Annotated in this window: 16 protein-coding genes; 8 read left to right on the top strand and 8 right to left on the bottom strand. The window is 63.8% G+C overall.

Features of this window, described 5'->3' with window-relative positions:
- Positions 1-207: 207 nt before the first annotated feature.
- Both BVH03_RS05550 and BVH03_RS05545 read right to left on the bottom strand, forming a co-directional pair.
- Positions 208-1,698 carry a YifB family Mg chelatase-like AAA ATPase gene (locus BVH03_RS05550; RefSeq protein ID WP_075960243.1) on the bottom strand — a complete coding sequence of 497 codons (1,491 nt, stop codon included), beginning with the start codon at positions 1,696-1,698 and terminating at the stop codon, positions 208-210.
- Between the two features lie 34 nt (positions 1,699-1,732).
- Positions 1,733-2,005: an accessory factor UbiK family protein gene (locus BVH03_RS05545; RefSeq protein ID WP_075960242.1), complete on the bottom strand. Its 273-nt coding sequence runs from the start codon at positions 2,003-2,005 to the stop codon at positions 1,733-1,735.
- 391 nt (positions 2,006-2,396) lie between these two features.
- Between BVH03_RS05545 and glnK the strand changes: the two genes are divergently transcribed.
- The 5 genes from glnK to sutA all read left to right on the top strand — a co-directional run bounded on the left by glnK (position 2,397) and on the right by sutA (position 6,416).
- Positions 2,397-2,735: a P-II family nitrogen regulator gene (gene glnK, locus BVH03_RS05540; protein WP_003096476.1), complete on the top strand. Its 339-nt coding sequence runs from the start codon at positions 2,397-2,399 to the stop codon at positions 2,733-2,735.
- Between the two features lie 40 nt (positions 2,736-2,775).
- Positions 2,776-4,092, top strand: coding sequence for an ammonium transporter (locus tag BVH03_RS05535; protein ID WP_075960241.1), 1,317 nt, complete (start codon positions 2,776-2,778; stop codon positions 4,090-4,092).
- Positions 4,093-4,207: 115 nt separating this feature from the next.
- On the top strand, positions 4,208-5,461 hold the full coding sequence (locus BVH03_RS05530) for an ammonium transporter (protein WP_075960240.1): 1,254 nt from the start codon (positions 4,208-4,210) through the stop codon (positions 5,459-5,461).
- A 132-nt stretch (positions 5,462-5,593) separates the two neighbouring features.
- The gene (locus BVH03_RS05525) at positions 5,594-6,019 is read left to right on the top strand and encodes a secondary thiamine-phosphate synthase enzyme YjbQ (protein WP_075960239.1); all 426 of its coding nucleotides are present in this window, start codon (positions 5,594-5,596) and stop codon (positions 6,017-6,019) included.
- A 76-nt stretch (positions 6,020-6,095) separates the two neighbouring features.
- On the top strand, positions 6,096-6,416 hold the full coding sequence (gene sutA, locus BVH03_RS05520) for a transcriptional regulator SutA (RefSeq protein WP_070885922.1): 321 nt from the start codon (positions 6,096-6,098) through the stop codon (positions 6,414-6,416).
- A gap of 268 nt (positions 6,417-6,684) precedes the next feature.
- Here sutA and BVH03_RS05515 read toward each other — a convergent pair whose 3' ends face one another.
- From BVH03_RS05515 to BVH03_RS05490, 6 genes are read right to left on the bottom strand one after another with little or no spacing between them, the layout of a single operon-like run.
- Positions 6,685-7,389: an HAD family hydrolase gene (locus BVH03_RS05515; RefSeq protein WP_075960238.1), complete on the bottom strand. Its 705-nt coding sequence runs from the start codon at positions 7,387-7,389 to the stop codon at positions 6,685-6,687.
- On the bottom strand, positions 7,386-8,318 hold the full coding sequence (xerC, locus tag BVH03_RS05510; RefSeq protein WP_075960237.1) for a tyrosine recombinase XerC: 933 nt from the start codon (positions 8,316-8,318) through the stop codon (positions 7,386-7,388). Before xerC ends, BVH03_RS05515 begins: the two co-directional genes overlap by 4 nt.
- A 59-nt stretch (positions 8,319-8,377) precedes the next feature.
- Positions 8,378-9,073: a DUF484 family protein gene (locus BVH03_RS05505; protein ID WP_075960236.1), complete on the bottom strand. Its 696-nt coding sequence runs from the start codon at positions 9,071-9,073 to the stop codon at positions 8,378-8,380.
- Entirely contained in the window at positions 9,070-9,900 is an 831-nt protein-coding gene (gene dapF, locus BVH03_RS05500) for a diaminopimelate epimerase (RefSeq protein WP_075960235.1), read from the bottom strand. Before dapF ends, BVH03_RS05505 begins: the two co-directional genes overlap by 4 nt.
- Before the next feature lie 5 nt (positions 9,901-9,905).
- Positions 9,906-11,153 (bottom strand): diaminopimelate decarboxylase, encoded by a 1,248-nt coding sequence (gene lysA, locus BVH03_RS05495; RefSeq protein WP_075960234.1) that lies wholly within the window; start codon positions 11,151-11,153, stop codon positions 9,906-9,908.
- A 9-nt stretch (positions 11,154-11,162) separates the two neighbouring features.
- Entirely contained in the window at positions 11,163-11,288 is a 126-nt protein-coding gene (locus BVH03_RS05490; RefSeq protein ID WP_074885553.1) for a lipoprotein, read from the bottom strand.
- Positions 11,289-11,469: 181 nt separating this feature from the next.
- Here BVH03_RS05490 and cyaY point away from each other — a divergent pair, with 181 nt between their 5' ends.
- The 3 genes from cyaY to rnk all read left to right on the top strand — a co-directional run bounded on the left by cyaY (position 11,470) and on the right by rnk (position 12,534).
- Complete coding sequence (gene cyaY / locus BVH03_RS05480) at positions 11,470-11,802, top strand: iron donor protein CyaY (RefSeq protein ID WP_027903921.1); 333 nt, start codon at positions 11,470-11,472, stop codon at positions 11,800-11,802.
- The gene (locus tag BVH03_RS05475; RefSeq protein ID WP_075960233.1) at positions 11,792-11,995 is read left to right on the top strand and encodes a DUF1289 domain-containing protein; all 204 of its coding nucleotides are present in this window, start codon (positions 11,792-11,794) and stop codon (positions 11,993-11,995) included. Before cyaY ends, BVH03_RS05475 begins: the two co-directional genes overlap by 11 nt.
- 131 nt (positions 11,996-12,126) lie before the next feature.
- A complete protein-coding gene (gene rnk, locus BVH03_RS05470; RefSeq protein WP_075960232.1) occupies positions 12,127-12,534 on the top strand; it encodes a nucleoside diphosphate kinase regulator in 408 nt (135 codons plus the stop codon).
- Positions 12,535-12,545: the final 11 nt, after the last annotated feature.

The following is a 12,545-nucleotide window of genomic DNA, read 5'->3' as shown; positions in this document are numbered from 1 at the left end:
CTTGGTCAGAGTCAGTCCACGACATGCACATTCCCGGAGCAGCGTAGGCTGTATCGGGACAATGGTGGGATGGAAATGCGACTCGGTTTTTCGGATGGCCGCCAAAAGCGGAAGGCCCGCGATTGTAGCATCTCCGGTAGTCGGATTATTGGCCATGCATGCTATCGATAAGCCACTAGCCGTTTCGTTCAGCTTATTTGCGCAGGCTCACAGGCTGGTGCGGTATTGCAAGGCCTCGGCCAGGTGCTGACGGCTGATGCGCTCCTCGGCCTGCAGGTCGGCCAGGGTTCTCGCCACTTTCAGCACGCGGTGGGCGGAGCGCAGCGACAGCGTGAGGCGCTCGCAGGCGTGCTCCAGCCACTGGCGATCGGCATCGGCCAAATGACAATGGGTGCGCAGTCCGGGCAGGTCGAGAAAGGCGTTGGCGGTGCCTTGGCGCTGCAGCTGGATATCCCGTGCTGCGGCAACGCGGCCGGCAGCCGCCTCGCTGGTTTCGCCGTTTTCTGCAGGGGCATCGAGCTGGGTGCTCTCGCGGGCCACGGTAATGTGCAGGTCGATGCGGTCGAGCAAGGGCCCGGAGAGCTTGCCGCGATAACGCTGGATCTGATCCGGGCTGCAGCGACAGCGTCCGCTAGGATCGCCGAGAAACCCGCAAGGGCAGGGGTTCATGGCCGCCACCAGTTGGAAGCGGGCAGGGAAACTGACCTTGTCGCGGGCGCGGGCAATCACGATATGGCCGCTTTCCAGGGGCTCGCGAAGCACTTCCAATACGCGGCGGTCGAACTCCGGTAACTCGTCCAGAAACAGGACGCCATGATGGGCCAGCGTGATTTCTCCTGGCTGCGGGCGACTGCCACCTCCCACCAGCGCCGGGCCGGATGCACTGTGGTGCGGATGCCGGAATGGCCGTTGCGGCCAGTTATGTAACGGCGTGTGGCTCGCCACCGAGCGAATCGCGGCGACTTGCAGGGCTTCTTCTTCGGTCAGCGGCGGCAGCAGGCCTGGCAGGCGACTCGCCAGCAGGGTTTTGCCAGTACCGGGCGGCCCGCTCAGCAGCAGGTTATGGCCGCCTGCGGCAGCGACCAGCAAGGCACGTTTGGCGGCAATCTGGCCCTGCACGTCGGCGAGGTCCGGATAGGGCTGGGTATGACGTAGCAGGCCTTGGGCCTGGTAAGGCGCCAGCGGCGTCTGGCCGTTCAGGTGCGCCACCAGCTCCAGCAGATGATCGACCGCCAGCACGGTGAGGCCGGTAGCCAGGCTGGCTTCCTCGGCGTTTTCCTTCGGCACCACCAGAGTGCGCCCGGCGTGCCGGGCCGCCAGTGCTGCAGGCAGCACACCCTGTACCGGGCGGATTGCGCCGGACAAGGCGAGTTCGCCAAGGCATTCGAGGCTGGTGAGGGATTCGGCAGGCAGCTGGCCGCTGGCGGCTAGAATGCCCAGCGCGATGGCCAGATCGAAGCGGCCGCCATCCTTGGGCAGATCCGCAGGGGCGAGATTCAGGGTGATACGGCGGGGCGGGAAATCCAGCGCGCAGTTGAGGATGGCACTGCGTACGCGATCCTTGGATTCCTTGACCGCGGTTTCCGGTAGCCCGACCAGGGCCAGAGAGGGCAGGCCGTTGGCCAAGTGGGCTTCGACGGTGACGCTGGGGGCATCGACGCCGACCTGGGCGCGGCTATGGACTATCGCCAGTGACATCGATCCACTCCCTGATCACGCCTGGCCGGGCAAACTACTCGACCGGTGCCTGCTGCGTCGTTGCGGTGCGCGTTTCGAACTCGGCAACCTTGGCTTCCAGGGCTTCGAGGCGGGCACGGGTACGGGCCAGCACGACCATCTGGCTGTCGAACTCTTCGCGGCTGACCAGATCCAGTTTACTGAAGCTGCTCTGCAGCAGCGCCTTGAGCTGGCTTTCGATTTCACTGCGGGGCAGCGGGTTATCGCCGCTGAGCAGGCGGCTGGCCTGGCTGCTGAGGGCATCGAGCAACGCTTTGGGTGGCAGCATGGGAACCTTCCAGAATGAGTTGGCGGCAGTGTAGCACGGGGATTTTTTCGCGGCCGGCGTGCCGCATTCGCACTAAATGTGTGCATGGGTTGGTGCGGTTTGGCGCTCTTCTGGTGCGGCTGCTTTGGTCCAAATTCGTTCACGGTCGCCTGCAGGCCCATAAGTGCCTGAAAAGCGGCGTTTTGCCGGTATTGGCAAGATTTCTGCTTAGACGCTCATGACCCATGCACCGATGCGGTTCGGTTGTCACGAACGGGCGGCAAGGGTTCGCCGCGAACAGTTGGTCAGCCCGTCTTGGCAACCGATGCATACAAAAGCCAGACACTGAGCTTAGACTTGAGCCGGGGTAACAATTCCTGGGGCAAGTCCACCTTACACGGGAGAGAGTTTCATGAAACTAGTCACTGCCATCATCAAGCCGTTCAAGCTGGACGACGTCCGCGAATCACTGTCGGAAATCGGTGTGCAAGGCATCACCGTCACCGAAGTGAAAGGCTTCGGCCGCCAGAAGGGCCACACCGAGCTGTACCGCGGCGCTGAATATGTCGTCGATTTCCTGCCCAAGGTGAAGATCGACGTCGCCATTGCCGACGATCAGCTGGACCGCGTCATCGAGGCCATCACCAAAGCTGCCAACACCGGCAAGATCGGTGACGGCAAGATTTTCGTCGTAAACCTGGAACAGGCGATCCGCATCCGTACCGGCGAAACCGATACCGACGCGATCTAAAGCTCCGCCCCCACCCCCAAATCGTCCCAGGAGTTAAATCATGACTCTGCGAAAAATCGCAGGGCTTGGAGCCCTTTCGTCCCTGTTTTTCCCAGGCCTGGTCATGGCTCAGGAGAAAACGCTTAATTCCGGTGACACGGCCTGGATGCTGACCGCTACCGCCCTGGTGCTGTTCATGACCATTCCAGGCCTGGCACTGTTCTATGCCGGCATGGTGCGTGCCAAGAACGTGCTGTCGGTCATGATGCAGTGCTTCGCCATCACCGCGCTGATGAGCCTGCTGTGGTTCGCCTATGGTTACAGCCTGGCGTTCGACACCACCGGGATGGAAGCCGGTGTCACCAACTTCAGCTCCTTCGTGGGCGGCCTGGGCAACATGTTCCTCGGCAACCTGACCAAGGAATCGCTGACGGCGGCCTTCCCGGAAAGCGTGTTCATCACCTTCCAGATGACCTTCGCGATCATCACCCCGGCGCTGATCGTCGGTGCGTTCGCCGAGCGCATGAAGTTTTCCGCGATGCTGGTGTTCATGACCGTGTGGTTCACCCTGGTCTACGCGCCGATCGCGCACATGGTCTGGGGTGGCGACGGTGCCCTGATGTGGGACTGGGGCGTGCTCGACTTCGCAGGCGGCACCGTGGTGCACATCAACGCCGGTATCGCCGGCCTGGTGGCGTGCATCGTGCTGGGCAAGCGCAAGGGTTACCCGAGCGTGGCCATGGCGCCGCACAACCTGGGCTACACCCTGATCGGCGCGGCGATGCTGTGGGTCGGCTGGTTCGGCTTCAACGCCGGCTCCGCTGCCGCCGCTGACCAGACCGCTGGTATGGCCATGCTGGTCACCCAGATCGCCACTGCCGCCGCGGCGCTGGCCTGGATGTTCGCCGAGTGGATCACTCACGGCAAACCCAGCGCGCTGGGCATCGCCTCTGGCGTGGTCGCTGGCCTGATCGGCATCACCCCGGCTGCCGGCACCGTCGGCCCGATGGGGGCGATGATCATTGGCCTGTCGGCGGGCGTGATCTGCTTCTTCTGCGCCACCAGCCTGAAGCGCAAGCTGGGCTACGACGACTCGCTTGACGTGTTCGGTGTACACGGCGTGGGTGGCATCGTCGGCGCGCTGCTGACCGGGGTGTTCGCAGCACCAGCCCTGGGTGGCTTCGGTGAGGTCGAGAACATCGGCCTGCAACTGTGGATCCAGTTCAAGGGCGTAGCCGTCACCGTGATCTACACCGCCATCGTCACCTTCGTGATCCTCAAGGTCATCGATGCCGTGATGGGCCTGCGTGTCAGCGAAGAAGAAGAGTCGGTCGGCCTCGACCTGGCTCAGCACAACGAGCGTGGCTACATCCTGTAAGTACCAGCGGCCCGCTTTCCAGGGCGGGCCGACAGCACACGGAGTGCGCCCGGAGCCAACCCGGGCGCCTCGACCGCACAGCGCACCCCGTGCGCAACGGCCAGAGGTGATAAAAATGGATAACACAGCACTGACTGCTCTGCAGTACGGTTTCGATACCTTCTACTTCCTGATCTGTGGCGCCCTCGTCATGTGGATGGCCGCCGGCTTCGCCATGCTCGAAGCAGGCCTGGTACGAGCCAAGAACACCACCGAGATTCTCGCCAAGAACGTGGCGCTGTTCGCTATCGCCTGCATCATGTATCTGCTGATCGGCTACTACATCATGTATTCCAGCCCCGAGGGCGGCATCCTGCCGAGCTTCGGTTTTCTGATCGGTGACGAAAACACCGTCGAGTCGGTACTGGCCGGTGGCGAAGATGCCCCGTACTACGCCGCCCGCTCGGACTTCTTCTTCCAGATCGTGTTCGCCGCCACCTGCATGTCGATCGTCTCCGGCGCGGTGGCCGAGCGCATGAAACTCTGGTCGTTCATCGCCTTCGCGGTGGTGATGACCGCGGTCATCTATCCGATCCAGGGCTTCTGGAAATGGGGCGGTGGCTTCCTCGACGCGGCCGGTTTCCTCGACTTCGCCGGTTCCAGTGTCGTGCACATGGCTGGCGCCGCTGCAGCCCTGGCCGGGGTGATCCTGCTCGGGGCGCGCAAGGGCAAGTACGGCGCCAATGGCCAGGTAAACGCCATTCCGGGTGCCAACCTGCCGCTGGCGACCTTGGGCATGTTCATCCTGTGGATGGGCTGGTTCGGCTTCAACGGTGGTTCGCAGTTGAAGATGAGCACCATCGAAGACGCCAACGCCGTGGCCCAGGTGTTCGTCAATACCAACATGGCTGCGGCCGGCGGCCTGATCGCCGCGCTAATCGTGGCACGTATCCTGTTCGGCAAGGCCGACCTGACCATGGCCATCAATGGTGCGCTGGCTGGCCTGGTGTCGATCACCGCCGAGCCGCTGACCCCGACCGCGCTGCAGGCCACCCTGATCGGCGGCGTGGGTGGCGTGCTGGTGGTATTCGCCATCCTCGGCTTCGACAAGATCAAGATCGATGACCCGGTCGGTGCCATCTCCGTGCATGGTGCGGCAGGCATCTGGGGCACCCTGGCGGTCTGCCTGACCAATCCGGAATCGAGCCTGGGCGCTCAGCTGCTGGGTATCGCCTGCATCTTCGCCTGGGTGTTCATCGCCAGCCTGATCGTCTGGAGCATCATCAAGGCAGCCGTCGGCCTGCGGGTTTCCGAGGAAGAAGAATACGACGGCGTCGATCTGGTCGAGTGCGGGATGGAGGCTTACCCCGAGTTCACCGGCAAGAAATGATAGGGAAGGCGCAGGGCGCCGACCATCATCGGTAAAAATGATGGTCAACACCGGCAAAAGGGCGCTCAGGCGCCCTTTGTTTTTTTGTCCGGCACGCTAGAATGCGCGCGTTGAAAAACGAGGGCGACGAGCATGTGGCAGCAACGGCTGATCACCCTGCGGCCGCGGGAACGAGGCTTCCACCTGGTGACCGATGAACTGCTGGATGCATTACCGGAACTGGCGAGCTACAGGGTGGGTCTGTTACACCTGTGGCTGCAGCATACGTCGGCGTCGTTGACCGTCAACGAGAATGCCGATCCGGCAGTGCGTCGTGACTTCGAGCGCTTCTTTCGCCGCCTCGTGCCCGAGGATGCGACAGGTTACGAGCACTGTGACGAAGGCCCGGACGATCTGCCGGCGCATTTCAAGTCGAGCCTGCTCGGCGTTCAGTTGCAGCTACCCGTGAGTAACGGACGCTTGGCGCTGGGCACCTGGCAAGGGATTTACCTGGGCGAACACCGCGAACACGGTGGCGCCCGCCGTGTGCTAGCAACCTTGCAAGGTACGGCAAATTGAATTTTTTCCAGGCGTTCGGCAACGTCGTACGACTGGGCTATAACTAACCTGCTTTTCGCAAGTCATGAGGCTGAACATGAGCGACGAAGAACTGGAACAAGACGAACTGGAAGGCGCAGACGAGGACGATGGCGAGGAGCTGGCGGCCGCTGATGGTGATGTTGCCGATGACGACAGCGAGTCCGATAGCGCAGCGCCCGCCAAGGGCAAAGCCAAGAAGGCCGTTGAAGTCGAGGAGCTGCCGAGCGTAGAAGCCAAGCAGAAGGAACGCGATGCGCTGGCGCGCGCCATGGAAGAGTTCTTGTCCCGTGGTGGCAAGGTTCAGGAAGTGGAGCCCAACGTCGTATCCGATCCGCCCAAGAAGCCTGACAGCAAGTACGGCAGTCGCCCCATCTGACGCGAACGCTGGATTTGAATGCAAAAGCCCGCCTCTTCCAGGCGGGCTTTTGCGTTTGTGGCGGCTGCCATGTTCAGGGAAAACACGAGCTGAACGAGCAGGCGATGTGGGAGCGGCTTCAGCCGCGATCAATGTTGAAGAGACCGAAAGCCTCGCGGCTGAAGCCGCTCCCACGAGTTTGTCTCCCGTCACAGCACCTTTACGCAGGCTCGACGACCCGGTGCACATCAGTGCCGAAATCAGTCGATTGGGCTTTGCCCAACCCTTCTCAAGTCATCGAGGCCCAGCGCTGCAGCAGCGCCGGCAGCTCACCCAGGCTGCGAATCTGCGCGTCGGCTTCTTTCTCACCGGCCCAGGTCTTGCCCTCGGGGTTGAACCACACCGCACGCCAGCCGGCAGTCTGGGCGCCGGCAATATCGTCGCCGGGGTGGTCGCCGATATGCACTGCCTGTTCGGCACGCATGCCTGAGCGGGCGAGTGCTTCCTGGAATGGTTTGGCGTCAGGTTTGCCAACGCCCAGTTCTTCGGCGCAGAGGATGAAGCTGAAGTAGTCCGCCAGGCCGAGGCGACGCACGTCGGCGTTGCCGTTGGTGATCACGCCCAGGCTGTACTGGTTGGCCAACAGCTCCAGGGTGGTCACGGTATCGCTGAAGAAGGTGATGGCGTGGCGTGCCTCGAGCATCACCTGGAAGGCGCCTTCGGCCAGCTGCGCCGCATCGTCTGGGCTATGGCCGACGCCTTCCAGCGCGTGGCGCAGGGTGCGTCGGCGCAGCTCGCTGAGGCGATACTTCAGGTTGGGTTCGGCCTCCAGCAGGCGACCGCGAACCTGCCCCAGGTGATCCACCGGCTGGCTCGCCAGACGCGGTGCGTGGGCGCTGATCCAGTCACGCATGGCGGCCTCGGCAGCGAGAATCACCGGGCGGTTGTCCCACAGCGTATCGTCGAGGTCGAAGGTGATCAGGCGAATGCTCATGAGTCCTGTTCCTTGCGGCGCTTGGCCCGTGGGTGAGCACTGTCGTAGACCTTGCTCAGGTGCTGGAAGTCCAGATGGGTATAGACCTGCGTGGTGGCGATGTCGGCATGGCCGAGCAGTTCCTGTACCGCACGCAGATCCTGGGACGACTCGAGCATATGGCTGGCGAACGAATGGCGCAGCATGTGCGGATGAATGTGCTGGCCGAGCTCGCTGACGCCCGCCTGGCGTACCCGCAACTGCACGGCGCGGGCACCGATGCGCCGGCCCTGGCGGCTGATGAATACCGCGCCATCGGCCGGGTTGGCCAATGCCCGCAGCGGCAGCCATTGTTGCAGGGCTTCACGGGCCTTGCTGCCCACTGGCAGCTCGCGCACCTTGCTGCCCTTGCCGGTGACGCGCACCAGGCCGGCGGGCAGATCGAGCCAGTCGAGGTTCAGCGCGACCAACTCCGAGAGGCGCAAGCCGGATGAATAGAACAACTCGAGCATGGCGTGATCGCGGCGGGCGATGAAGTCGTCTTCCTGGGCGCCGTCGAGCAATTGGGTGGCGCGGTCCACGTCCAGCACCCTGGGTAGCTTGCGCTCGCCCTTGGGCGGCGTCAGGCCGGTTGCCGGGTCGTGGTGGCAATGGCCTTCGCGAATCAGGTAACGGTACAGGCCGCGGGTGGCCGAGAGCAGGCGTGCGAGGCTGCGTGCCGACTGGCCATCCTTGTACAGGCGGGCCACCTGGCGGCGCAGGCGGGCGGTGTCGAGCGCCGCCCAGTCGGCCAGCCCTTCCTGCTCACAATAGGCGAGCAGCTTGGCAAGATCGCGGCGGTAGCCATCCAGGGTATGAGCCGACACCTGCCGTTCGCTGCGCAGGTGTTCGAGGTAGGCGGATAAAGCGGTTTCAAGCTGCAGGCTGCAGGCGTTGGGCACAAGCGTCATATCTCCAATGCCTCATCGTTTCGGGCCTGCCGCCTGTAGTCTGCGGCTCACCGCTGCTTCTAGCGTACCGAGCGCAGCGGCGCAGAGAAGCGTGGCAGCACGCGCGACAGTACTTCGGCGATGTAGCCGAGGAACAGCGTGCCCAAGGAACTCTTGTAATGCTGCGCATCGGCGCTGCCAATCGCCAGCACGCCGTGCAGCCCCTGATGGGACAGGCCAACCACCGCCGCGGAGCCGACGTCCGCACCGGCTTCGCCGAACAGGAATTTCAGCTCGTGCTCGCGCAGCACGCCGCAGATGGTCTTGCCACCGGCCAGCAGGCCGCCGATGGCCTGGTGCGCCTCGGCGCTGTTGACGCTACGGCCGACCGGCAGCGGCGTATCGCTGAACAGGATCAGCCCCACGAACGGCACCTGGAACTCGCGGCGCAGGCTGTCTTCCACGCAGCTGACCACTTCCTCGAGGCTGCTGGCGTCCATCAGGTCGAGCACCAGCCGGCGAGTCTTGTCGAATAGCCGGTCGTTGTCGCGGGCCACATCCATCAGGTGCGACAGGCGCTGGCGCATCTCGATGTTGCGCTCGCGCAGCAGTTTGACCTGACGCTCGACCAGCGACACGGTATCGCCGCGCTGGTGCGGAATGCGCAGTTCAGGAATCAGCTCGTCATGGTCGATGAAGAACTCGGGGTGCAGGCGCAGGTAGGCCGCGACCGTTTCCGAGTCCAGGGGCTTGGGCGAATCCTGCTGGTCAGTCATAGGCGAACCTGTCCTTCGTACACGCGCACGGCGGGGCCGGTCATCATAACGGGCTGGCCGGGGCCTGCCCACTCGATGTGCAGCTTGCCGCCGGGCAGCTCCAGCTGCACGGGCGAGTTCATCCAGCCTTGGCGGATCGCCGCGACGGCGGCGGCGCAGGCACCGGTGCCGCAGGCCTGGGTTTCCCCGGCGCCGCGTTCCCATACACGCAGGCGGCCACGCTGAAGGTCGATCACCTGCAGAAAGCCGACGTTGACCCGTTGCGTAAAGCGCGGATGGTGTTCCAGCTTCGCGCCCAGCTCGTGCACCGGCGCGTTGTCGACATCATCGACGCGCAGCACCGCATGGGGGTTGCCCATGGATACCGCGGCCAGCTGGTGATTCTTGCCGTCGACCTCGACGGCATAGCTCAGCGCTTCGCCATCGGCCTGGAAGGGGATCTGCTCGGGCACCAGGCGCGGCGCGCCCATGTCCACGGTGATCAAACCGTCGGCACGCACGTTGAGCTCGATGATGCCGCCCTTGGTTTCCACGCGGATGTTCTTCTTCACCGTCAGGCGCTTGTCCAGCACGAAGCGGGCGAAGCAGCGCGCGCCATTGCCGCACTGTTCCACTTCGCTGCCGTCGGCGTTGAAGATGCGGTAGCGGAAATCCACGTCCGGGCGCTGCGGCGGCTCGACCAGCAACAGCTGATCGAAGCCGATGCCGGTGTGGCGGTCGCCCCACTGCTTGGCGTGCTTGGGCTGGATGTGGGCATGCTGGCTGACCAGGTCGAGAACCATGAAGTCGTTACCCAGGCCATGCATCTTGGTAAAGCGCAATAACATGGGCATCACTCCGGCAGGCGGCTTTCGCCCGCGAAGAGCTCGTCCAGAGTTTCGCGGCGACGCACCTCAAAGGCCTGCTCGCCGTCCACCATCACCTCGGCGGCGCGGCCGCGGGTATTGTAGTTGGAACTCATCACGAAGCCGTAGGCGCCGGCCGAACGCACGGCCAGCAGGTCACCCTCTTCGAGCACCAGCTGACGCTCCTTGGCCAGGAAATCGCCGGTCTCGCAGATCGGCCCGACCAGGTCGTAATGGCGCGCTTCGCCTTCACGGGGCTGCACCGCCGAGACTTCCATCCAGGCCTGGTAGAGGGCCGGGCGGATCAGGTCGTTCATCGCCGCATCGATGATGGCGAAGTCCTTGTGTTCGGTATGCTTGAGGTATTCCACCTGGGTCAGCAGCACGCCGCCATTGGCGACGATGAAACGGCCCGGCTCGAACACCAGGGCCAGGTCACGGCCTGCCAGGCGCTGGCGCACGGCGGCGATGTAGTCGCCAGCCTGCGGTGGTTGCTCGTCGCGGTATTGCACGCCGAGGCCGCCGCCCAGATCCAGGTGCTTGATGAAAATGCCCCGCGCGGCCAGCTTGTCGACCAGCAGCAACAGGCGATCCAGGGCATCGAGGAACGGCTCGAGGGTGGTCAGCTGCGAGCCGATGTGGCAGTCGACGCCGATCACCTCAAGGTTCGGCAGTTCGGCGGCGCGAGCATAGACCGCCTCGGCCTTCTCGATATCAATGCCGAATTTGTTCTCCTTGAGACCGGTGGAGATGTACGGGTGGGTGCCGGCGTCCACGTCCGGGTTGACGCGCAGCGAGACGGGCGCCGTGACGTCCATTTCCGCGGCAACCTTCTGCAGACGCTCCAGCTCGACGCTGGACTCGACGTTGAAGCAGTGCACGCCGACTTCCAGGGCGCGGCGCATGTCGTCGCGGCTCTTGCCAACACCGGAGAAGACGATCCGGCTCGGCTCGCCACCGGCCGCCAGCACGCGCTCCAGCTCACCGCTGGAAACGATGTCGAAGCCGGCGCCAAGGCGCGCCAGCACGTTCAGCACGCCAATGTTGGAGTTGGCCTTGACCGCGAAACACACCAGGTGCGGCATGCCGGCCAGCGCATCGGCGTAGGCGCGGTACTGCGCCTCGATATGAGCGCGCGAGTAGACGTAGGTGGGCGTGCCGAAGCGCTGGGCAATGGCGGACAGCGCCACACCTTCCGCGAACAGCGAACCGTCGCGGTATTCGAAGGTGTTCATGGGCGGCCCTTATCTGTCTTGCGAGGAGGCGGACTGGTTATCATCCGGCAGGTACAGCGGGCCTTTCTGGCCGCAGCCGCCGAGCAGGGTGGTAACGGCGACGAGCGCGATGAGGGCAGTGAACAGCCGCTTCATGGTCAAATCCTTGTAATAAAGCATAATTGCCCCCGAGTATACCGACCCCCCGGCATGTTGCCTATGCGCCGGGGTTCCCGTCCGGCGGGCCTTTGCCCTGGCCTGCCGGCATGCGCTGGCAACGACGCGCCCATGCTTTGCGTCGCTCCGATGCAACTGAATTTTTCATGAGGTAAGTGCAATGAGTTTGAGCGAAGCCCGTTTTCACGACCTGGTCGATGCCGTGCAGCAGGCGCTGGAAGACATCTTCGACGACAGTGACCTGGACATCGATCTGGAGAACTCCGCAGGCGTGCTGACGGTGCGTTTCGACAATGGTTCGCAACTGATCTTCAGCCGCCAGCCGGCGCTGCGTCAGCTGTGGCTGGCGGCCCGCTCCGGCGGGTTCCATTTCGATTATGACGAGGACAACCAGCGCTGGATCTGCGACAGCAGCGACGAACTGCTGAGCGAGATGCTCGAGCGCATCGTCGCTGAACAGGCCGGCGCCGAACTCGAGTTCGATGAAATCTGAAGATAGCGATGAGCCGTCGTCGGGCGCCGTTGCGGTGGCCTCGCCCTGCCGCCGGCGCTGTTGCCTGAACGAGGCCGAGCGCTGCCTGGGCTGCGGGCGGCTGTTGGCGGAAATCCTCGAATGGGGCAACGCCAGCGACGAGCGCCGGCGTGCCATCCGCGCCCTGGCCGAGCAGCGTCTGGCCCTCGACTGACCCGGCTCTTGTTTATTTGGGTGGCTGTGTTACGGTCGGCTTGGCTTCTGCAAAAACAGTTTCTGCAAAACCCCGTCGTCTCGATGGGGTTTTGCTTTTTTGGCGTCCAGCAAAGGAGATATGCCCGCACCATGGCCAGCACACCGTCCATCACCATTACCCGTCTCGATCTGCAGCGCCTCGAGCAGCTGCTCGATGACCTCGATGATTTCGGTCCGACCGCCGAGGCCCTGCAGACCGAGCTGGATCGCGCCGAAGTGGTTGGTCACGACCAGATTCCGGCCGGCGTGGTGACCATGAATTCGCGCGTGCATTGCCGAGAGGAAGGAAGTGGCAAGGACTACCACCTGACCCTGGTCTATCCCCAGGACGCTGGTGGCGAGGGCAAGGTATCGGTCCTTGCGCCGGTGGGTGCAGCCCTGCTGGGCCTGAGCGTCGGCCAGCACATCGATTGGCCGGTTCCTGGCGGCAAGGAACTCAAGCTGACCCTGCTGGCAGTCGAATACCAGCCCGAAGCCGCTGGCGAATACGCTCGCTGAAGCGGCGCGAC

Source organism: Pseudomonas sp. PA15(2017) (assembly GCF_001945395.1).
Classification (GTDB): domain Bacteria; phylum Pseudomonadota; class Gammaproteobacteria; order Pseudomonadales; family Pseudomonadaceae; genus Aquipseudomonas.
Note: the sequence above shows the minus strand (reverse complement) of the source record. Positions and strands in the feature narration are given on the sequence as shown.